This window comes from Limimaricola cinnabarinus (genome assembly GCF_047631075.1).
GTDB classification, from domain to species: domain Bacteria; phylum Pseudomonadota; class Alphaproteobacteria; order Rhodobacterales; family Rhodobacteraceae; genus Limimaricola; species Limimaricola cinnabarinus.
The window spans coordinates 16,510-36,829 of record NZ_JBLHYX010000012.1 but is presented as its reverse complement, the minus strand read 5'-3'; the positions used below and the strand labels follow the sequence as shown (position 1 = coordinate 36,829).

Annotated in this window: 23 protein-coding genes and 1 riboswitch; of the genes, 19 read left to right on the top strand and 4 right to left on the bottom strand. The window is 66.4% G+C overall.

The window, feature by feature from the left end; translation table 11 throughout:
* On the bottom strand, positions 1 to 876 hold the full coding sequence (locus ACJASC_RS11180; protein WP_415146042.1) for a glycosyltransferase family 2 protein: 876 nt from the start codon (positions 874 to 876) through the stop codon (positions 1 to 3).
* Positions 877 to 998: 122 nt separating this feature from the next.
* Here ACJASC_RS11180 and miaB point away from each other — a divergent pair, with 122 nt between their 5' ends.
* The 11 genes from miaB to ACJASC_RS11125 all read left to right on the top strand — a co-directional run bounded on the left by miaB (position 999) and on the right by ACJASC_RS11125 (position 11,827).
* Positions 999 to 2,315, top strand: coding sequence for a tRNA (N6-isopentenyl adenosine(37)-C2)-methylthiotransferase MiaB (gene miaB, locus ACJASC_RS11175; RefSeq protein WP_415146040.1), 1,317 nt, complete (start codon positions 999 to 1,001; stop codon positions 2,313 to 2,315).
* Between the two features lie 298 nt (positions 2,316 to 2,613).
* The gene (locus ACJASC_RS11170) at positions 2,614 to 3,189 is read left to right on the top strand and encodes an OmpA family protein (protein ID WP_415146038.1); all 576 of its coding nucleotides are present in this window, start codon (positions 2,614 to 2,616) and stop codon (positions 3,187 to 3,189) included.
* 11 nt (positions 3,190 to 3,200) lie between these two features.
* A complete protein-coding gene (locus ACJASC_RS11165) occupies positions 3,201 to 3,500 on the top strand; it encodes a hypothetical protein (protein ID WP_415146036.1) in 300 nt (99 codons plus the stop codon).
* A 187-nt stretch (positions 3,501 to 3,687) separates the two neighbouring features.
* Positions 3,688 to 4,683 carry a PhoH family protein gene (locus ACJASC_RS11160; RefSeq protein ID WP_415146034.1) on the top strand — a complete coding sequence of 332 codons (996 nt, stop codon included), beginning with the start codon at positions 3,688 to 3,690 and terminating at the stop codon, positions 4,681 to 4,683.
* Positions 4,670 to 5,239 carry an rRNA maturation RNase YbeY gene (ybeY, locus tag ACJASC_RS11155; protein ID WP_415146032.1) on the top strand — a complete coding sequence of 190 codons (570 nt, stop codon included), beginning with the start codon at positions 4,670 to 4,672 and terminating at the stop codon, positions 5,237 to 5,239. Before ACJASC_RS11160 ends, ybeY begins: the two co-directional genes overlap by 14 nt.
* Positions 5,223 to 6,140: a hemolysin family protein gene (locus tag ACJASC_RS11150; RefSeq protein ID WP_021692596.1), complete on the top strand. Its 918-nt coding sequence runs from the start codon at positions 5,223 to 5,225 to the stop codon at positions 6,138 to 6,140. Before ybeY ends, ACJASC_RS11150 begins: the two co-directional genes overlap by 17 nt.
* 4 nt (positions 6,141 to 6,144) lie before the next feature.
* Entirely contained in the window at positions 6,145 to 7,674 is a 1,530-nt protein-coding gene (gene lnt / locus ACJASC_RS11145) for an apolipoprotein N-acyltransferase (protein ID WP_415146030.1), read from the top strand.
* A 10-nt stretch (positions 7,675 to 7,684) separates the two neighbouring features.
* Positions 7,685 to 7,733, top strand: a riboswitch (SAM-SAH riboswitch).
* Between the two features lie 7 nt (positions 7,734 to 7,740).
* Positions 7,741 to 8,922 carry a methionine adenosyltransferase gene (gene metK, locus ACJASC_RS11140; RefSeq protein WP_415146028.1) on the top strand — a complete coding sequence of 394 codons (1,182 nt, stop codon included), beginning with the start codon at positions 7,741 to 7,743 and terminating at the stop codon, positions 8,920 to 8,922.
* Positions 8,923 to 9,058: 136 nt separating this feature from the next.
* Complete coding sequence (trmB, locus tag ACJASC_RS11135; protein WP_415146026.1) at positions 9,059 to 9,763, top strand: tRNA (guanine(46)-N(7))-methyltransferase TrmB; 705 nt, start codon at positions 9,059 to 9,061, stop codon at positions 9,761 to 9,763.
* A 109-nt stretch (positions 9,764 to 9,872) separates the two neighbouring features.
* Positions 9,873 to 11,219, top strand: coding sequence for a 3-phosphoshikimate 1-carboxyvinyltransferase (gene aroA / locus ACJASC_RS11130; RefSeq protein WP_415146024.1), 1,347 nt, complete (start codon positions 9,873 to 9,875; stop codon positions 11,217 to 11,219).
* Complete coding sequence (locus ACJASC_RS11125) at positions 11,216 to 11,827, top strand: (d)CMP kinase (protein WP_021692591.1); 612 nt, start codon at positions 11,216 to 11,218, stop codon at positions 11,825 to 11,827. Before aroA ends, ACJASC_RS11125 begins: the two co-directional genes overlap by 4 nt.
* Here the strand turns inward: ACJASC_RS11125 and ACJASC_RS11120 are convergent.
* Complete coding sequence (locus tag ACJASC_RS11120; protein WP_415146021.1) at positions 11,824 to 12,510, bottom strand: phosphatase PAP2 family protein; 687 nt, start codon at positions 12,508 to 12,510, stop codon at positions 11,824 to 11,826. The genes ACJASC_RS11125 and ACJASC_RS11120 overlap by 4 nt on opposite strands.
* Before the next feature lie 301 nt (positions 12,511 to 12,811).
* On the opposite strand from ACJASC_RS11120, the gene rpsA reads away from it, so the two are divergent.
* The 8 genes from rpsA (at position 12,812) to ACJASC_RS11080 (ending at position 18,999) form a co-directional block, all read left to right on the top strand.
* Positions 12,812 to 14,491, top strand: a complete 1,680-nt coding sequence (gene rpsA, locus ACJASC_RS11115; RefSeq protein WP_081698468.1) for a 30S ribosomal protein S1 — start codon at positions 12,812 to 12,814, stop codon at positions 14,489 to 14,491.
* A gap of 210 nt (positions 14,492 to 14,701) precedes the next feature.
* Entirely contained in the window at positions 14,702 to 14,983 is a 282-nt protein-coding gene (gene ihfB / locus ACJASC_RS11110) for an integration host factor subunit beta (RefSeq protein WP_021692588.1), read from the top strand.
* 9 nt (positions 14,984 to 14,992) lie between these two features.
* Positions 14,993 to 15,358 carry a lipopolysaccharide assembly protein LapA domain-containing protein gene (locus ACJASC_RS11105; protein WP_021692587.1) on the top strand — a complete coding sequence of 122 codons (366 nt, stop codon included), beginning with the start codon at positions 14,993 to 14,995 and terminating at the stop codon, positions 15,356 to 15,358.
* A gap of 2 nt (positions 15,359 to 15,360) precedes the next feature.
* Positions 15,361 to 15,999, top strand: coding sequence for a phosphoribosylanthranilate isomerase (locus ACJASC_RS11100; protein WP_415146018.1), 639 nt, complete (start codon positions 15,361 to 15,363; stop codon positions 15,997 to 15,999).
* 54 nt (positions 16,000 to 16,053) lie between these two features.
* Positions 16,054 to 16,404, top strand: a complete 351-nt coding sequence (locus ACJASC_RS11095; protein WP_021692585.1) for a YgaP family membrane protein — start codon at positions 16,054 to 16,056, stop codon at positions 16,402 to 16,404.
* A gap of 68 nt (positions 16,405 to 16,472) precedes the next feature.
* Positions 16,473 to 17,699 (top strand): tryptophan synthase subunit beta, encoded by a 1,227-nt coding sequence (trpB, locus tag ACJASC_RS11090; RefSeq protein ID WP_415146016.1) that lies wholly within the window; start codon positions 16,473 to 16,475, stop codon positions 17,697 to 17,699.
* A 94-nt stretch (positions 17,700 to 17,793) separates the two neighbouring features.
* Positions 17,794 to 18,204 (top strand): hypothetical protein, encoded by a 411-nt coding sequence (locus tag ACJASC_RS11085; protein ID WP_415146014.1) that lies wholly within the window; start codon positions 17,794 to 17,796, stop codon positions 18,202 to 18,204.
* Between the two features lie 162 nt (positions 18,205 to 18,366).
* Positions 18,367 to 18,999 carry a DUF7282 domain-containing protein gene (locus ACJASC_RS11080; RefSeq protein WP_021692582.1) on the top strand — a complete coding sequence of 211 codons (633 nt, stop codon included), beginning with the start codon at positions 18,367 to 18,369 and terminating at the stop codon, positions 18,997 to 18,999.
* 87 nt (positions 19,000 to 19,086) lie between these two features.
* Here ACJASC_RS11080 and ACJASC_RS11075 read toward each other — a convergent pair whose 3' ends face one another.
* Positions 19,087 to 19,455 carry a DUF2237 family protein gene (locus ACJASC_RS11075; RefSeq protein ID WP_021692581.1) on the bottom strand — a complete coding sequence of 123 codons (369 nt, stop codon included), beginning with the start codon at positions 19,453 to 19,455 and terminating at the stop codon, positions 19,087 to 19,089.
* A gap of 80 nt (positions 19,456 to 19,535) precedes the next feature.
* Positions 19,536 to 20,252: an aminoacyl-tRNA hydrolase gene (pth, locus tag ACJASC_RS11070; protein ID WP_415146012.1), complete on the bottom strand. Its 717-nt coding sequence runs from the start codon at positions 20,250 to 20,252 to the stop codon at positions 19,536 to 19,538.
* Positions 20,253 to 20,320 lie beyond the last annotated feature (68 nt).

The following is a 20,320-nucleotide window of genomic DNA, read 5'->3' as shown; positions in this document are numbered from 1 at the left end:
TCAGAACCACTGCCCGGGCTCCATCAGCCCCAGATCGAGCAGTTGGCGCGCACGCCATTCGAAACGCTGCGATCCGGCCCAGTGAAAACCGTCGATCACCTCGCGCGACGCCGGGTTGCGGCGCAGGGCCTTGGCGGTGCGGAAAGAGCATGTCGCCACCGTGGGCGAGCGGTGCCATTCGCATTGCAGGGTGTTGTACTCGGCCCGATCAAAGCGGTGGTCCCTTCCGAGCTTCAGCCTCGGGGCGGCGCGAAACAACGGGACCCCCAGGATCTGGCGGCAATCTCGTGGCACATGCTCCTCGAATCGCCAGCGCAACCCGCCGAAGATATCCACTTGGCGCTCGATCAAGTGGCCCCGCCCGTCGTGCCGCCCATGCGAGAAATATCCCAGACGGTCGAAACTGGCCCGCAGGCGCGACATTCCGTCGGGGTCGGCGGCGAGATCGGGCGCATAGAGATCGACCGTGACGCCGGGCGCGGTGTCGCGCCGCTCTTCGGCGAGAAAGGCGCAAAGCTCGGCCACGCCACGATCCTCGCTGAAGGGAAAGTAGAGATACTCGGCATTGTAGCAGTAGAACAGCCATTGCCCCGGCGAGACGGCGCCGATCACCGCGTTGACAATGTCGATCCCGGTGTCTTCGGTGCGGGTGTCGGCCTCGACCCAGTCGAGCCGGGGGTCCGACAGGGCGGGGCGGGGCAGGTCCGAGGGGGCGAAAGCGACGACCCGCGCGAAGCCCATTGCGAGGTGATGGTGCAGCGTGCTCTCGATCTCGGCCGCATCCTCGATCAGCACGAGGGCCATTGGTCCGATTGAGGCGCCGCGCCGCTCCGCGCGCAGGGAGGCCACAAAACGATCGAGGCTGTCGGGGGTCATCGCGCGTCCTGTCGTCTGGGGCCTTAGGTACTCTGGACAGGGATTGCCTAGCGGGCTCCTCATTGCAAGAGCCGGGCCTTTGGCCTAGACCACGCCCCTGATCACGCAAAGGGATGGCGGTGATGACCCAGGCGCCCAAGAAGCTCTTCATCAAGACCTATGGCTGTCAGATGAACGTCTATGACAGCGAGCGCATGGCCGAGACGCTGGGCGCGTCGGGCTACGTCACCACCGAGACGGCGGAAGACGCCGACATGGTGCTGCTTAACACCTGCCATATCCGCGAGAAGGCCGCCGAGAAGGTCTATTCCGATCTCGGGCGGCTGCGCCCGCTCAAGGAGGCCAAGCCCGGTCTCAAGATCGGCGTGGCGGGCTGCGTAGCGCAGGCCGAGGGCGAGGAGATCCTGAACCGGATGCCGCTCGTCGATCTCGTGGTCGGGCCGCAGAGCTATCACCGCCTGCCCGAGATGGAGCGCGCGGTGGGGCAGGGCGGCCGCGCCGTCGATACCGATTTCCCCGAGGACGACAAGTTCGAGGCGCTGAAGTCGCGGCCCAAGGCCAAGCGCGGGCCGACCGCCTTTCTCACGGTGCAGGAGGGCTGCGACAAGTTCTGCGCCTTCTGCGTCGTGCCCTACACGCGTGGCGCCGAGGTCAGCCGTCCGGCCGAACGCATCGTCGCGGAGGCGCGCGGGCTCGTGGAGGCCGGAGTGCGCGAGATCACGCTTCTGGGTCAGAACGTCAATGCGTGGCACGGTGCCGAAGGAGGTCTTGCCGCGTTGGTGGGGCAGTTGGCGGCGATCGACGGGTTGGAACGCATCCGCTACACCACCTCGCATCCCAACGACATGGACGAGGCGCTGATCGCCGCGCATGGCCAAGAGGCCAAGCTGATGCCCTATCTGCACCTGCCAGTGCAGTCGGGCTCGGATCGCATCCTGAAGGCGATGAACCGCAAGCACACGGCCGACCAGTATCTTCGGCTGATCGAGCGCATCCGCGCGGCGCGGCCCGACATCCTGCTCACCTCGGATTTCATCGTCGGTTTCCCCGGCGAGACCGACGCCGATTTCGAGGCGACGATGGATCTGGTGCGAGCCGTGGGTTATGGCTCGGCCTTTTCGTTCAAGTATTCGCCGCGCCCCGGCACGCCCGCGGCCGAGCGCAAGGTGCAGGTCGAGGCGTCGGTGATGGACGCGCGGCTGCAGCGGCTGCAGGCGCTGCTGGGAGAGCAGCAGCGCACTGCCCAAGAGACCATGGTGGGTCGTGAGACTACGGTGCTGTTCGAAAAGCCCGGTCGGCTTCCGGGGCAGATGGTCGGCAAGTCCGAGCATCTCTTCGCGGTACATGTGCAGGCCCCCGAGAGCCTTCGCGGCGAGATCGCACGGGTGAGGATCACCGCCTCGGGGCCCAACTCGCTCGCCGGGTCGCTGATCGGTTGAGCGGGACCGGCCTCTTGAGGCCGGGTCCCGCAGAATCGTTCCGCTCGTGCCATCGTGGTGAAATTGAGGCGGGCCCGTCGTGTCGGCATGGTCCGCGCAGCGATATGATGGTCTTCGGGGCAACAATGCTCCCGATATCGGTTGAACTGTAGCCTCACGGACTGGCAAATTCCTGCCGAGGCCTTCCCAACGCCTCGATCCGCATTAACACTACAATCAATCGAATGAGCGAACAGACAAGGCCCGCCCGGCTGCCGGTGGTGGGCGCCCGCCGACGGATCGAAAAGGATTGAAGATAGTGGCCTCATACATCACTGCAAAGTTGCGCGCCGTGGCCGGGGGGATCGCGGCGGTCGGACTGACGCTTGGGGCGCTGAGCGCGCCGGCGTTGGCGCAGGACCCCCGCATCGTGCCCGCAGAGCGCTATGTGCCGGGCATCTGGATCGATCCCGACGGCTGCGAGCACTGGGCCATGGATGATGGGGCCGAGGGCTTCATGGGGCCGCGCCGGATGCGCGATGGCAGCCCGGTGTGCCACCGCTCCGAGATCTGCGGCATCGTGCCGACCGACACGCTGTTCGCCACCGACCGATACGACGTCTCGGCCGCCGGCCGCGAGCGTCTGCGCCAGTTCTTCGGCGGGGCCGATGCTTTCGGTTTCCTGATCTATGGACACACCGACAGCCGCGCCAGCGACGAGTACAACATCACCTTGTCGAACAATCGCGCCCGTTCGGTGGCGCAGGTGGCGCAAGGACTCGGGGCGCGGGTCGTCGATGTGCGCGGCTTTGGCGAGCGTCAGCCCAAGGCGTCGAACGAGACCGCCGCCGGAATGCAGACCAATCGCCGCGTCGAAATCTACTGCCTGCGCTGAGGAGCGACATCATGACTGTCCTGAAGAGCTTCGCGATCCTCGGCTTGCTCGGCTCCGCCGCCGCCTGTGCGCCGATCGGCCCCGAGAAGTCCGTCGATCGCGGCATCAACTCGCATGATGTCTCGACCATGGTCGCCGGGATCTGGGTCGATCCCGACGGCTGCGACCACTGGATCATCGACGACGGCGTCGAGGGCTACATGTCCGAACGCCTGACGCCGGACGGCCTTCCGGTCTGCTCGGGCGTGGCGCAGCCGAACACGGTGGTCGGCCCGTTCAAGTCCGGCTCGCCGATCCCGGACCTGCTCTGAGCCCGAACGACGGGCTATCCACAGGGGCCGTGCCGAAAGGCGCGGCCCTTTTGCGTTCGGGGCGAGGCAACCGACCCCTGCCTCGCGCGTTTTCGCCTGCGGCATGGCCGCATCCGCTTGCGCGCGCGCCTGCGAATTGCGACCATCGCCTTGCTACATAGGCGCCATCCGGCATGAGGAGTCCTGCTTGTCCATCGCCAGCCCGACCGAGACAGTCCTCGAGTTTCCCAACAATTTCCTGTTGATAGATCTATGCGGCGAACATGATCGCCACCTCTCGGCCATCGAGGAGCGTCTGGGCGTTCAGATTCTGCGACGCGGCAACCGCCTGTCCGTGATCGGCGAGGAAGAGGCCAGCGCGGATGCGGCCCGGGTGTTGCAGGCCCTCTATGCACGTCTCGAAGCCGGTCGCGCGGTCGAGCCGGGCGATGTGGATCGCGAGTTGCGCATGGGTATCCCCGACGCGGCCTCGTCCACGGATGCCGACCAGATCGACCTGTTCAAGGCCGATCCCGCGGGCGAGCGCATCGAGATCAAGACCCGCCGCAAGCTCGTCGAGCCGCGCACCGAAGCGCAGAAGGACTATGTGCGCTCGCTCTTCGACAAGGAGCTGTGCTTCGGCATCGGCCCCGCCGGCACCGGCAAGACCTATCTCGCCGTCGCGGTGGGCGTGTCGATGTTCCTGCAGGGCCATGTCGACAAGATCATCCTGAGCCGCCCTGCGGTCGAGGCGGGCGAGAAGCTCGGCTACCTGCCCGGCGACATGAAGGAAAAGGTCGACCCCTACATGCAGCCGCTCTACGACGCGCTGAACGACTTCCTTCCCGGCAAACAGGCCGCCAAGATGATGGAGGAGAAGGTGATCGAGATCGCGCCGCTCGCCTTCATGCGTGGGCGCACGCTGTCCCGCGCCTTCGTGGTGCTCGACGAGGCGCAGAACGCCACGACGATGCAGATGAAGATGTTCCTCACCCGTCTGGGCGAAGGCTCGCGCATGGTGATCACCGGCGACCGCTCGCAGGTCGACCTGCCGCGCGGCGTCACCTCGGGGTTGCACGATGCCGAACGACTGCTCAAGGGCATCCCCAAGATCAGCTTCAACTACTTCACCTCGAAGGACGTGGTGCGTCACCCGCTGGTCGCCGCGATCATCGATGCCTATGAAGCCGATGGCGCAGCGTAGGGCGGCGCGGCCGCCACTGGTCGATTGCCTGATCGAGGATCACCGCTGGGAAGAGGTGTCGCTAGGGGCCCTGGCCGAGAGCGCCTGCGTCGCGGCGCTCAAGGCGCTGGGGTACGACCCTTCGCTGTTCGAGATCAGCCTTTTGGGCTGTTCGGACGTGCGGATCGCCGATCTCAACGCGGATTTTCGCGGCAAGCCCACGCCCACCAATGTGCTGAGCTGGCCGTCCGAAGATCGCCGCCCCGATCGCGCCGGAGCCCGGCCCGCGCCACCCCGCCGCGACCCCGTCGGTCCGACCGAGCTGGGCGATATCGCCATCGCTTGGGAGACCTGCCTGCGCGAGGCCGAGGCGGGCGGGCGGACAATCGCCGATCACGTTACGCATCTTTTGGTACACGGCACCCTTCATCTCATGGGCTATGACCATGAAACCGATGCGGATGCGGCGCTGATGGAAGGTCTCGAGACGGAGGTACTTGGCAAGATGGGGGTATCGGACCCATATGCCGCAACAGCCGAGGCAGCACCGGAAGGAGAAGATGGGCGACGCGTTTGACACGGCCGACACGGGCAACACCCGTGACGGCGACGGAGATGGTCCCGAGGGGCCAAGTAGCGTCACCGCCGAGAATGGCGGGGGGCGCGGTTTCTTCAGCCGCATCATCGGGGTGCTGACACCTGCCGAGTCCGAGCTTCCGCCGGTCGAAGCGCCGCGCAGCTTCGCGCCGGTCCTGCCGGTGCCGGGGATGCTCAACCTGCGGCGAATGCGGGTCGAGGACGTGATGGTGCCCAAGGCGGACATCATCTCGGTGCCCGTCACGATTCCCATGGAAGAGTTGGTAGAGGTGTTCCGCGACAGCGGCCTCACCCGGATTCCCGTCTTTGACGGCACGCTCGACACGCCGATCGGGTTGGTGAACCTCAAGGACTTCGCGCTGAAGTTCTGCTTCGTGCCCGAGCGGCCTGATTTTTCCCTGCGAGACATGCTCCGTTCTCTTCTCTACGTGCCGCCGTCGATGCCCTTGGGCGTGCTGCTGCAGAAGATGCAGGCCGAGCGGATACATATGGCGCTGGTCATCGACGAATACGGCGGCACCGACGGGCTCGTCACCATCGAGGACCTGATCGAGACCGTCGTGGGCGAGATCGAGGACGAGCACGACGTCGACGAGGCACAAAGCTTCCTGCGCGAAAAACCGGGCGTCTGGCTGGCGCTCGCGCGCACGCCGCTCGAAACCTTCGAGCGTGCGATCGGGCAGGATCTGACCGCGCATGAGGAGATCGACGAGGAAGAGATCGACAGCTTGGGCGGTCTCGTGTCGATGCTGGCGGGCCACGTGCCTGCCCGTGGCGAGGTGATCGAGCATCCGGCCGGGATCGAGTTCGAGGTGATCGACGCCGATCCGCGCCGGATCAAGCGGTTGCGCATCCGCATGCCCGAAAGCCGGGACAGTTGAACGGATGACTTCGGGCACGTTGCGGGCCACGGCCCGTCCCACCGCGCGGCGGCTTGCGACGCGGCCCTGGCCTCGCGCCGGGCTGGCGGCGGTCGCGGGTGTCGTCGCTGCCTTGGGGCTGGCGCCTTGGGGGCTATGGTGGCTGACGCTCCCTGCGGTGGTGCTGGTGCTGGTGCTGCGTCGCTTCGCCACCACGCGGCGCGGCGCATTCCTCGTCGGCTGGGGCTTTGGCGCGGGCTGGTTCGGGTTGGGCCTGTCTTGGATCATCGAGCCGTTCTTCGTCGATGCGGCGCGCGACGGCTGGATGGCCCCCTTCGCGGTAGTGCTGCTGTGCGGCGGGCTGGCGCTGTTCTGGGCTGCGGTTTTCGCGCTTGCGCATCGCCGGGGCACGAGGATGCTCGTGGCGTTGTGGGTGGCGGCCGAAATGGCGCGCGGCGTGGTGTTCACCGGCTTTCCCTGGGCGATGCCGGGGCACGTATTCATTGACACGCCGGTGGCGCAGCTCGCCGCTTTGGGCGGTGCGCCGCTGCTGACGCTGATCGCGCTGGGCCTGCCTGCGGCTGCATTGGCGATCGGTCTCCGCGCCAGCCTCGCCATTCCGGTTCTGGCCAGCATCGGAGCATGGATCGCGCTCGATCCCGGCGCCGCGCCTATGCCCGTGCCAGAGGCCCCGATTGTCCGGCTGGTCCAGCCGAACGCGGCGCAGTCGCTGAAGTGGGACCCCAAATGGCTGCCGGTGTTTCACGAGCGGTTGATGGAGCTGACCCGTCAGGGCGATGTGCCCGATCTCGTGGTCTGGCCCGAGACGGCGCTGCCTTGGCTGCTCGATCAATCGGGCGATTCACTGGCCCAAGGCGTGGACGCGGCGCGAGGTGCGGCGCTGGCGCTCGGCATCCAGAGGCGCGATGGAGCGCGCTACTACAATTCGGCCATCGTGGTCGATGCGGCGGGCGAGATCACGTCGCTTTACGACAAGACGCATCTCGTGCCGTTCGGCGAATACATCCCCTTTGGCGAGGTCGCCGCGCGATTCGGCATCCAAGGTTTGGCAGCGAGCGAGGGCGGCGGTTATGCGCCAGGGCCGGGGCTGCACCCGGTCTCGGTGCCCGGTATTGGGCTGGCACTGCCGCTGATCTGCTACGAGGGGATCTTCGCGGGCGAGATCAACGCGGCCGCCGCGACCGGGGCGCTGCGGCCCCGCCTGATGCTCCTGATGACCAACGACGCGTGGTTCGGCACCGTTTCCGGCCCTTACCAGCACTTCGCGCAGGCGCGGCTGCGCGCGATCGAGCAGCGCATGCCGATGGCGCGGGTTGCCAATACCGGCGTGTCCGGGATGATCGACGCGATGGGACGTGTGACCGCGCGGATCGATCTGGGCAAGATGGGCGCGGTCGACGCGGCACTGCCGCCGCGCGGGCCGACGCCGGGCTATGCGCGCTGGGGCGATGCGCCGATGCTCGTGCTCCTGTTGCTTCTGGCGGCCGTCGGCTGGCGGCACAATCGGCTTGACCGGGACCAAGACGGAGCGTAGCGGGGTCGGATTCTCGACACAACGGCTTCCTGGCGTGTCGGGTGATTTTCAATGGAGCGCCTCCCCATGTCCCGCCAGAATTACATCTTCACCTCCGAATCGGTGTCCGAAGGGCATCCCGACAAGGTCTGCGATCGCATTTCCGACGCCGTGCTCGACGCGCTGCTGATCGAGGAGCCCGAGGCCCGCGTCGCCTGCGAGACCTTCGCCACGACCAACCGTGTCGTGGTCGGTGGCGAGATCGGCCTCAAGGACCGGGATCGCCTGTCCGAGATCCTGAGCGGGGTCGAGGGGATCGTGCGCGAGTGCATCCGCGACATCGGCTATGAGCAGGAGGCGTTCCACCATCGCGACGTCGAGGTGACGAACCTGCTGCACGCGCAGTCGGCGCATATCGCCCAAGGCGTGGACGCCACCGATGGCAAGGAAGAGGGCGCGGGCGATCAAGGCATCATGTTCGGTTATGCCTGCCGCGAGACGCCCGAGCTGATGCCCGCGCCGATCCACTACGCGCACCGGGTGCTCAAACGCCTTGCAGAGGCCCGAAAGTCCGGGGCCGAGCCGACGCTGCGCCCCGATGCCAAGAGCCAGATCTCCCTGCGCTACGAAAACGGCATGCCGGTCGCGGCCACGTCGATCGTGCTGTCGACCCAGCATTCGGACGAAGGCCAGACCAGCGCCGACATCCGGGCCATCGTCGAGCCCTATATCCGCGAGGTTCTCCCCGAGGGCTGGATCACGCCCGAGACGGAATGGTGGGTGAACCCCACCGGTCGTTTCGTGATCGGCGGACCGGACGGCGACGCCGGCCTCACGGGCCGCAAGATCATCGTCGACACCTATGGCGGCGCCGCGCCGCATGGCGGCGGTGCCTTCTCGGGCAAGGACCCGACCAAGGTCGACCGTTCGGCCGCCTATGCCGCGCGCTATCTCGCCAAGAACGTGGTCGCCGCGGGTCTCGCCGATCGCTGCACGATCCAGCTGTCCTATGCGATCGGCGTGGCGCGGCCGCTGTCGATCTATGCCGATACCCATGGCACCGGCGTGGTCTCGAACGCCGAGATCGAACGCGCCGTGGCGCAGGCCATGGACCTTACCCCGCGCGGCATCCGGACGCAGCTCGGTTTGAACCGCCCGATCTATCAGCGCACGGCGGCCTATGGCCATTTCGGCCGCGCTCCCGAAGCCGATGGCGGCTTTTCGTGGGAGCGCACGGATCTGGCCGAGGCGCTCAAGCGCGGCCTCTGAACCCGAGGGCTCGAAGTGGCGGAGATCGGGTGGCCCTGCCACTTCACTCTTCAAATACGCATGGCGACCGGCACAGGCCTCCACGTGCTGCCAAGCCCTGTTGCGCGCGCGTCCGACCCGCGCTAACCCGCGCGCCATGACAAAAGGCTCGCATTCCTCGGGCGCCCCATGGCGCAACTTCTATGGCCGGATTCGCGGCAAGACCCTGCGCCCGACGCAGAAGGACCATCTCGAGCACGACCTCGACGCGCTCTCACCCGGTCCCGTCGGCTGGGACGTGAACCCCGAGCGCGCGCCCCTCGACCTTGCGGCCCGCTTTGGCGAACGGCCGATCTGGGTCGAGATCGGCTTTGGCGGCGGCGAGCACCTTGTGCACATGGCCAAGACAAATCCGCAGGTGGCGATCATCGGTGCCGAGCCGTTCATCAACGGCGTGGCGATGCTTTTGGGCAAGATCCGCGATGCGGGCGTGGACAACATCTCGGTGCATCCGGGCGACGTGCGCGACCTGTTCGACGTGCTGCCCGAGGGCAGCGTCGAGAAGGCGTTTCTCAACTATCCCGATCCATGGCCCAAGGCGCGGCATCACCGGCGGCGCTTCGTGACGCAGGAGCATCTCGTGCCGCTTTTGCATGTGCTCAGACCCGGTGCCGAGTTCCGGGTGGCGACGGATATCCCCGATTATGTGCGCCAGACGCTCGAGGAGGTGCCGGTCGCGGGTTTCGAACGCATCGATCATTCCGACGATCGGGCTTGGGTCGACTGGCCTTCGACACGCTACGAGCAGAAGGCCCTGCGCGAGGGCCGGCGCCCGCATTACCTGACCTTCCGCAAACCCTGAGGGCGGGAGCCTCCGGCGGGAGAGTATTTCGGGAGTAAAGTGGCCCGGGGCGTGGACCATGTCCCGAGGCCGGTCTAGGAACGAGGCGATCAATTCACGAGGTGCCCCGATGTCCGGCCATGGCGATCCGATCCCGATGATGTCCCAACGCGGGCCCGCGCTTAGCGGTGAGGCGCATGTGCCCGGCGACAAGTCGATCAGCCACCGCAGCCTAATCCTCGGCGCGCTCTCGGTGGGCGAAACGGTGATCGAGGGGCTGCTTGAAGGGCAGGACGTGCTGGACACGGCCAAGGCGATGCGCGCCTTCGGGGCCGAGGTCACGGATCACGGCGAGGGCCGTTGGTCGGTGCACGGTGCCGGCGTCGGCGGTTTTGCCGAGCCTGAGGGCGTGATCGATTGCGGCAATTCCGGCACCGGCGTGCGGCTGATCATGGGGGCGATGGCCACCACGCCGATCACCGCGACCTTCACTGGCGACGCCTCGCTCTGCTCGCGCCCGATGGGGCGCGTCACCGATCCGCTGGCCCTGTTCGGCGCGCGCGCAGAAGGGCGCGAGGGCGGGCGGTTGCCGATGACGATCACCGGCGCGGCCGATCCCATGCCGGTGCGCTACACCGTGCCGGTGCCGTCGGCGCAGGTGAAATCGGCGGTGCTGCTGGCGGGGCTCAACGCCCCCGGCAAAACCGTGGTGATCGAGAAGGAGGCCACCCGCGACCACACCGAGCGGATGCTCGCAGGCTTTGGCGCGGAGCTGACGGTCGAGGAGACCGATGAGGGGCGGGTGATCACGCTCACCGGTCAGCCCGAGCTGACCCCGCAGCACATCGTGGTGCCGCGCGACCCCAGCTCCGCGGCCTTCCCGGTCTGCGCCGCGCTGATCGCCGAGGGCTCGGACGTGCTGGTCCCGAATATCGGCCTCAACCCGACCCGAGCCGGGCTGTTCGAGACGCTGCGGGAGATGGGCGCGGATCTCGTTTACGAGAACCCGCGCGAGGAGGGGGGCGAGCCGGTGGCCGACCTGCGGGCAAGGTTCTCCCCGAACATGAAGGGCATCGAGGTGCCGCCTGCCCGCGCCGCATCGATGATCGACGAATATCCGGTGCTCTCGGTCGTCGCGGCGTTTGCCCAAGGCCCGACCGTGATGCGCGGCGTCAAGGAGCTCCGCGTGAAGGAGAGCGACCGGATCGATGCCATGGCCCAAGGGCTGCGCGCCGCGGGCGTCGAGGTCGAGGAAGGCGAGGATTGGTGGATCGTCCATGGTCGCGGCCATGGAGAGGTGCCGGGCGGCGTCACGGTCGAGAGCCGTCTCGACCACCGCATCGCCATGTCCTTCCTCGTGATGGGGCTGGCCAGCAACGAGCCCATGCGCGTCGATGACGGCGGGCCGATCGCGACCTCATTTCCGGTGTTCGAGCCGCTGATGACGGGTCTCGGCGCCGATGTGAGGCGGGCATGATCTTCACGGTCGCCATCGACGGCCCGGCCGCGGCGGGCAAGGGGACGGTGGGCCGCGCCGTCGCCGCGCATTTCGGCTTTGCGCATCTCGACACGGGGCTGTTGTACCGGGCCGTCGGCGCTTTGGTCCTAAAAGGCTCCGAACCGGTCGCGGCGGCGCGCGGGCTGGCGCCCGAGGCTCTGGAGCAGCCGGGCCTCAGAAGCCCCGAGGTCGCCCGGGCGGCCAGCGAGGTCGCGGTGATCCCGCAGGTCCGCGCGGCGCTGCTCGAGTTTCAGCGCGGTTTCGCGCGGCGCGAAGGGGGCGCGGTGCTTGACGGGCGTGACATCGGCACGGTGATCTGCCCGAGTGCCGAGGTGAAGCTCTTTGTCACCGCCAGCGCCGAAGCCCGCGCCGGGCGAAGGCTCGCGGAATTGCTGGAGGCCGGTCATGATGCCAGCTTCGACAGCGTGCTGGCGGATGTGAAGGCCCGCGATGCGCGGGATTCGGAGCGCGCCGCGGCGCCGTTGCGGCCCGCCGAGGACGCGTTCCTGCTCGACACCTCGGATCTGGACGCCGCGCAAGCAGTCTCGGCCGCCGTGGCGCGCGTGGCCGCGGCACTGGGGCGCTAGGACATCACGTCGCGCAGCACGGCGAGCAGGGTGCGGGTCGAGGTGAACATCGTCCCGAGCTGGTGGGTGACGAGGAACATCAGCGGATAGCTGAGACCCGGCCGTGCCTCAAGCCAGTCCAGAAGGCCGGTGTCCAGCAGGAGGCGCCGCAGCAAGGGCACCGCTGTAAGCGCGAGGCCCGCGCCGATCAGGCCGCCCACGAGGATGTCGCTGGGCCAGTGAAAGCCCAGGATCACGCGTGGCAGCGCGATGACGACGCCCGCATGCGCCAGCGCCACAAGCCCCCAGCGCCGGTCGACCAGCAGGATGCCGGTGGCCAGCGCCACGAACAGCACCGCGTGATCGCTCGGCATCGAGGACCAGCCGTTCAGGGTGCCGTGATCGATCGTGTCGGCAAGGCGCAGCGGCAGGTCCGAATCGTGGATCGGGCGCGCCCGGTAGGGCAGGGACATCGACAGGACCCGCCCCGCCGCCAGCGCCAGCACCGCCGTGACCAATGTCGCGGCAAGACCCGCACGGCGGCGCGCGACATGTGCATGCGGCACCATCCACAGCCCCCAGACCAGCATCATCAGCGGGATGCCCTTGAACACCGGGCTGGCCGAAAGCTGGACGAGCAGCGCATCGAGCACGTCACCGCGCCCGGCGAACCCGTTCAGGGCGAGAAGTATGTCGAGATCCACCGGGCCTCCGTCGGTCGTGCTCCCCATAGGGCCGATGTGGCGCGGTCGGGACAATGGCGGCAGGGGCCTAGGCCGCAACTGCGGGCGCGAGTGTGGCCGTGCTGCTTGATCAGCGCGCTGGATCGGACTATAGACGCGAGCGTCAAGGGAACGGTACGCCATGCGCGTACGAGCAGCATCGGCAGGGTCGGAACTCCGGCCCTCGTCGTGTTGGAACGTTTCCGGGGCAAACCGTAATCCAAAGACCGGCGGAGACAACCGCCTGGCCCGTATAGCGACTTACAAAGGAAAAACTGACCGCATGTGCGCTAAAGCATCCATGGAGGAATTCGAAGCCCTCCTGAACGAAAGCTTCGAAATCGACACGCCGTCCGAAGGCAGCGTCGTCAAGGGCCGCGTTCTCGCCATCGAGGCGGGCCAGGCCATCATCGATGTCGGCTACAAGATGGAAGGCCGCATCGATCTCAAGGAATTCGCGAACCCCGGCGAGCAGCCGGACCTCAAGCCCGGTGACGAGGTCGAGGTCTTCCTGCGCCAGGTCGAAAACGCCCGTGGCGAAGCCGTCATCAGCCGTGAGATGGCCCGCCGCGAAGAAGCCTGGGACCGCCTCGAGAAGGCCTATGCCGACGAGGAGCGCGTCGAGGGCGCCATCTTCGGTCGCGTCAAGGGCGGCTTCACCGTCGATCTCGGCGGCGCCGTGGCCTTCCTGCCGGGCTCCCAGGTCGACGTGCGTCCCGTGCGCGACGCCGGCCCGCTCATGGGTCTCAAGCAGCCGTTCCAGATCCTCAAGATGGACCGTCGCCGGGGCAACATCGTGGTGTCGCGTCGCGCGATCCTCGAAGAGAGCCGCGCCGAGCAGCGCGCCGAGGTCATCGCCAACCTGCACGAAGGCCAGACGGTCGACGGCGTGGTCAAGAACATCACCGAATACGGTGCGTTCGTTGATCTGGGCGGCGTCGACGGCCTGCTTCACGTCACCGACATGGCGTGGCGCCGCGTGAACCACCCGTCCGAGATCCTGGCGATCGGCGAGACCGTCAAGGTCCAAGTCATCAAGATCAACAAGGAAACCCACCGCATCAGCCTCGGCATGAAGCAGCTGCAGGACGATCCGTGGGATTCGGTCGAGGGCAAGTTCCCGATCGAGAGCGTGCACACCGGCCGCGTGACCAACATCACCGATTACGGCGCCTTCGTGGAGCTGGAGCCGGGTGTCGAGGGTCTGGTCCACGTCTCCGAGATGAGCTGGACCAAGAAGAACGTGCACCCCGGCAAGATCGTTTCCACTTCGCAGGAAGTGGAAGTGATGGTGCTCGAGATCGACAGCGCCAAGCGCCGCGTCTCGCTCGGCCTGAAGCAGACCCAGCGCAACCCGTGGGAAGTCTTCGCCGAGACCCATCCCGAGGGCACCGAGGTCGAGGGCGAGGTGAAGAACATCACCGAGTTCGGCCTGTTCGTCGGCCTTCCGGGCGACATCGACGGCATGGTCCACCTGTCCGACCTGACCTGGGAAGGTCGTGGCGAGGACGTGATCGGCGACTTCCGCAAGGGCGACGTCGTGAAGGCCAAGGTCACCGAGGTCGACATCGAGAAGGAGCGCATCTCGCTCTCGATCAAGGCGATGGACGGCGACCCGTTCGCGGATGCCATCGGCGGCGTGAAGCGCGGCTCGATCATCACCGTCGAGGTGACCAAGATCGAAGACGGCGGCATCGAGGTGACCTATGAGGGCATGAAGTCCTTCATCCGTCGCTCGGACCTGTCGCGCGACCGTGCCGAGCAGCGCCCCGAACGCTTCGGCGTCGGCGACAAGATCGATGTGCGCGTGACCAATGTCGACAGCAAGACCCGCAAGCTGGGCCTGTCGATCAAGGCGCGCGAGATCGCCGAAGAGAAGGAAGCGGTCGAGCAGTACGGTTCCTCCGATTCGGGCGCCTCGCTGGGCGACATCCTCGGCGCTGCCCTCAAGGGCGACCGCTGAGCCCGTCGGGGCCTCTCGGGGCCCCGGCCACAAGATCGGCCTCGTCGTCCGGAAACGGACGGCGGGGCCTTTTCGTGAACGGATCGCGAAAACAGTCCCCTTGATTTGACTGCACTATTTATCGGAACCCGTGAACGTCCTATAGTCTTCCTGTCACAGGTCCGTGACACCCCGCCTCCGGGGTGTCGGCCGGGCAAGGGGGGGGCGCACATGATTCGATCCGAACTGATCCAGAAGATCGCGGACGAGAACCCGCATCTCTATCAACGCGACGTGGAAAAGATCGTGAACACCATCTTCGACCGGATCACCCAGGCCATGGCCGAGGGCAACCGCGTCGAACTGCGCGGCTTCGGGGCCTTTTCGGTCAAGAAGCGCGACCAGCGTCTCGGCCGCAATCCCCGCACAGGCGAGGCGGTCGAGGTCGACGAGAAACACGTCCCCTTCTTCAAGACCGGCAAGCTGTTGCGCGACCGGCTCAATGGGAAATAGAACCAAGACATGAGAGCTCTCCGCACCGCCTTTTGGGGCATCGTCGCCATCTGTCTCGTCATCCTCGGCCTCGCCAATCGCGGCGTCGTCACGCTGCGCGTACTGCCCGAGGGGCTCAGCGGCCTGTTCGGCGTCTCGCCCGATGTCGACATGCCGCTCTATGCCGTCATCCTGATCGGCGTGGCGCTCGGCCTCCTGATCGGCTTCCTGTGGGAGTGGCTGCGCGAGCACAAGCACCGCGCCGAGGCCCGCAAGCGCGCCCGCGAGGTGAACCGGCTCGAGCGCGAGGTGGACCGCCTTCGCCACGAGAAGCACGAGGGCGAGGACGACGTGCTGGCCCTCGTCGATGCGCCGGCCGTGCCCGCGCGCGCCTGACCGTGCCTGTCTCCGTCAAGATCTGCGGCCTGTCCGACAGGGCAGGCCTCGACGCCGCCATGGCGGCGGGCGCGCGCTATGTGGGTTTCGTATTCTTCGCGAAATCCCCCCGTGCGGTGACGGTCGAGCAGGCCGCCGCGCTCGCCGTCGAGGTGCCGCCGGGCATCGCCAAGGTGGCGCTGGTGGTCGACGCCGACGATGCCACTCTTGACGAGATCGTGGCCCGCGTGCCGCTCGACATGCTGCAGCTTCATGGCCACGAGACACCCGAGCGCGTGGCCGAGGTCCGTGCGCGTCACGGCCTGCCGGTGATGAAGGCGGTGGGCGTGGCCTCCGAGGCCGATCTGCCCGCGCTTGATGCCTATGCCGCCGTGGCCGACCAGATCCTTGTCGACGCCAAGGCACCCAAAGGTGCCCCGCTTCCGGGCGGCAATGGGCTGGCCTTCGACTGGCAGCTGATCGCGGGACGGCGCTGGCCGGTGCCGTGGATGCTGGCGGGCGGTCTCACGCCCGACAACCTCGCCGAAGCGGTGGCCCGAACCGGCGCGCGGCAGGTCGACGTATCTTCGGGCGTGGAAAGCGCGCCGGGTGTGAAGGATGAGGTCCGCATTCGCGCCTTTCTCGACGCCGCAAGCCTCTGAGGGGCATCAATTTGGGCGATTGCCCCGGCCTGTCGGCTGCCCTACATGCCATCCATGAGCAAACCCGTCGATCACGAGCGTGAGAAGGCCCGGCTGCGCCGGCAGATGCGGGCCATGACCGGCGGATCGCCACGTTTGCACGGGCTGACCGAACGATTGATGGCGGACCATGCGCGCTGGATTCGCATTCCCGCGGGGATCCTGCTGATCCTGGGTGGTTTTGCCGCGATCCTGCCGCTCTTCGGGCTGTGGATGCTGCCGATTGGTCTGGCGCTTCTGGCGGTGGATTTGCCGATGCTGCGACCGGGCGTCAACTCCACGCTGATCCGGGGCCGTCGCTGGAGCGACGGCATGCTGCGCCGCTGGCGCGACAGGAACCACGCCGCGCCCCGGGACCGCGACTGACGCCTTGGGCCTTTACCGTGCGGCGCGGCAAGGGTAGTCCGGACGCCGAACGCGAGGAGGCTCAGCGCATGGCGGACGATCTCATCAACAGCTTCATGGCCGGGCCCGACGAGGGCGGCCGCTTCGGCGAATTCGGAGGCCGCTTCGTCTCGGAGACGTTGATGCCACTGATCCTGTCGCTCGAGGCCGAATATGAGAAGGCCAAGACCGACGACGCCTTCTGGGCCGAGATGAACGACCTGTGGACCCATTATGTGGGTCGCCCGAGCCCGCTCTATTATGCCGAGCGGCTGACCGAGCATCTGGGCGGCGCCAAGATCTATCTCAAGCGCGACGAGCTGAACCACACCGGCGCGCACAAGATCAACAACGTGCTGGGTCAGATCATCCTCGCCCGTCGCATGGGCAAGACCCGGATCATCGCCGAGACCGGCGCAGGCCAGCACGGCGTCGCCACCGCGACGGTCTGCGCCAAGTTCGGCCTGAAATGCGTGGTCTACATGGGCGCGCATGACGTGGAGCGGCAGGCGCCCAACGTGTTCCGGATGCGGCTTCTGGGTGCGGACGTGATCCCTGTCACCTCCGGGCGCGGCACCCTCAAGGACGCGATGAACGACGCGCTGCGCGACTGGGTTACCAATGTGCGCGACACCTTCTACTGCATCGGCACCGTCGCGGGCCCGCACCCCTATCCGGCGATGGTGCGCGACTTCCAGTCGATCATCGGCAAGGAGGTGCGCGAGCAGATGCACGAGGCCGAGGGGCGCCTGCCGGACACGTTGATCGCCGCGATCGGCGGCGGGTCGAATGCGATGGGGCTGTTCTTCCCTTTTCTTGACGACCGCGAGGTGAACATCATCGGCGTCGAGGCGGGCGGTAAGGGCGTCGACCAGAAGATGCAGCACTGCGCCTCTCTCACCGGCGGACGCCCCGGTGTGCTGCATGGCAACAAGACCTACCTGCTGCAGGATGATGACGGCCAGATCCTCGAAGGTCACTCGATCTCGGCCGGGCTCGATTACCCCGGCATCGGCCCCGAACATGCCTGGCTGCATGAGATCGGCCGCGCGCAATACGTGGCGATCACTGACATGGAGGCGCTCGAGGCGTTCAAGCTGTCTTGTGCGCTCGAAGGCATCATCCCGGCGCTGGAGCCGTCTCACGCATTGGCCCATGTCATGAAGATCGCGCCGGATCTACCGCGCGACCATCTCTTGGTAATGAACATGTGCGGTCGGGGCGACAAGGACATCTTCACTGTCGCCAAGCATCTGGGCGTTGATATCTCGGCTTGATTTGTTTGGCCTCACGATTATGTGATCACTTGCCGTCGAACGGAGTTGTCGGATGACACGTTGGACGACGAACTCACAATTGAGAGGACACGACATGCTGAACAAACTGACTTTCGCTGCTGCCACGACCGCCCTCGTTCTGGGTGCTTCGGCCGCTTCGGCGCAGAGCATTCCGTTCGCCGAGGTCGACACCGACGGTGACATGATGCTGTCGAACGACGAGCTGGTCGCTGCCTTCGGCGCCGACGGCGCGGCGATCCTGATGGAGGACGACAGCGACGGCAACATGATGCTGAGCGTGCAGGAAATCCGCATCGCGACCGGCATGAGCATGGCGACCGAGCCGGCTTCGCCCGAAGCCCGCGCCGAGTCCGATGATGACGAAGATCCGGATTACCGCGACGCCACCGAATCCACGATCCAAGAGAACAATACCGAGACCGAAGGCTTCATCGAAGAGGGTGAAGACGGCGACGGCGAAGGCGATGAGGACGACGGTCAGTAACGCCAGTCGTTCCATACCTGATCTGAAGGGCCGACCGGATATCCTCCGGTCGGCCTTTTTCTGTTTCAGTCTTTATGTTTAGTTCACACGAATACGTGTCGTACGGTAACGAACCCTATCGGGTCTGAAGGGTTGGGGAGCGAACTCATTCTGGAGACGAAAATGCTCAAGACCTTTACCAGCGCCGCTGCACTTACCGCTCTCATGGCCGGTGGCGCCATGGCGCAGGACGACATGATGATCGATACCGATGCCACGGCCATGCAGATGTCGATGATGGACGGGCAGACCACTGTGACCTTCCCCCGCATCAACACCCGCCAGGACGGCTACATCGTCCTGCACGCCGTTACCGATGGCGAGCCGGTGGTGCCTGAATCGCTGGCACACGCCATGGTCATGGCCGGCGAGAACACCGATGTCACCGTGATGGTGCCCGGGGCGCTTGCCGCCGGGACCGAACTCGTGGCCATGCTGCACGTCGAGTCGAACGGCAACGGCGTCTATGATTTTGGCCCCGACATGACCGACGTCGACACGCCGGTCATGGTCAACGACGCGCCCGTGACGGCGATGTTCACCGTTCCCGAAGGCATGATGATGCACTCGGGCGACGACATGCCCTCGACCGACATTGCTGAACCGGAAGTCCGTGCCGAGTCCGATGACAGCAGCGATCCGGATTACCGCGACACCGACGAATCCACGATCCAGCCCAACGACACCGAAACCGAAGGCTTCATCGAAGAGGGTGAAGATACCGAAGGTGAAGGCGACGAAGACGACGCTGGTTGATCTTGGTGATTTAGCGGGATCGGCTTCGCGGCCGGTCCCGTCAAACAAAGCCTCGGCTGGACAGTATCCGGCCGGGGCTTTTGCTTGTCAGCTTGCGTGTTGTGTCAGAACCTCGAGCGGCACGATTTCGAGCGCGCGTTTGTGGGTGGCGGCAAGGTGTACCCGAGGCGCGCAGCCCTCGTCATGGGCCTGCAGAAAACGTCCCGCACAAAGGCACCAGCTGTCTCCGGGGGCCAGACCGGCAAAGCCGAACTCAGGTCGCGGCGTGCTCAGGTCATTGCCCACATATTTCGAATAGGCGAGGAATTCGGCCGTCATCACCGCGCAGACCGTATGGCTGCCTTGGTCTTCGGCGCAGCTGTTGCAGTGCCCATCCCGAAAGAACCCGGTCAGGGGCGCGGTCGAGCAGGGCGCCAGCGGGCCGTCCAGAACGTTGAGCGACGGGTCCATCTGCATGGCAATCCTCCTGAGAAAAGGTCAGTGGGCGCGCCCGGATTGGCAGCCCGGCGAACCTTTGGCAGCTCCGTTCTAACAAGTCACCTGAAGCGATCCGCCAGCTTTTGCAGGGCAGAGCGATCATCTGACCTGTCCGGTTCTGCCGAGGCGGGGTCCTGTCGCGCCGCGGGTTCGGTCTCGGGCGCCTGCGGCTCGGCGGGTCGGCCCTTGGTCCCACCACCGGAACGCGGCGGGTTCAGTCGCAGTGATACTGCGTTGAGGAACCGCGCATCGTCGCCCGCCGCCAAGGCTGCCGCTCCGTCGGAGATACCGCGCAGCATGTCGTCGAGCCAGATCTCGTCGGCCTTGGCGAAATCCTTGAGCACGTAGCCCGGCACCGCGTCCTTGTGGCCGGGATGGCCCACACCCATGCGCACGCGGTCGTAATGCGGCCCCAGGTGCTGGTGGATCGAACGCAGGCCGTTATGCCCCGCGTGACCGCCGCCAGCCTTAGTCTTGAGCCGCCCGGGCGCGAGATCGATCTCGTCATGAAAGACGCAGATGTCGGTGCTGTTGATCTTGTGGAACCGCGCCGCCTCGCCGACCGACTGGCCGGACAGGTTCATGAATGTCATGGGCTTGAGAAGCAGCACCTTCTGCGACCCGAGCCTGCCCTCGGACATCTCGCCCTGAAACTTTGCGCGCCAAGGTGCGAAGCCGTGATCTTCCGCGATCCGGTCCACGGCCATGAAGCCGATGTTGTGACGATTCCGGGCATATTTGCCGCCCGGGTTTCCAAGTCCGACGAAGAGTTTCATGCGGCGGAACCTAGCGCGCCGTCACGCGCAGGGCCAGTGCCCGGACGCAAAACGGGGCCCCGAAGGGC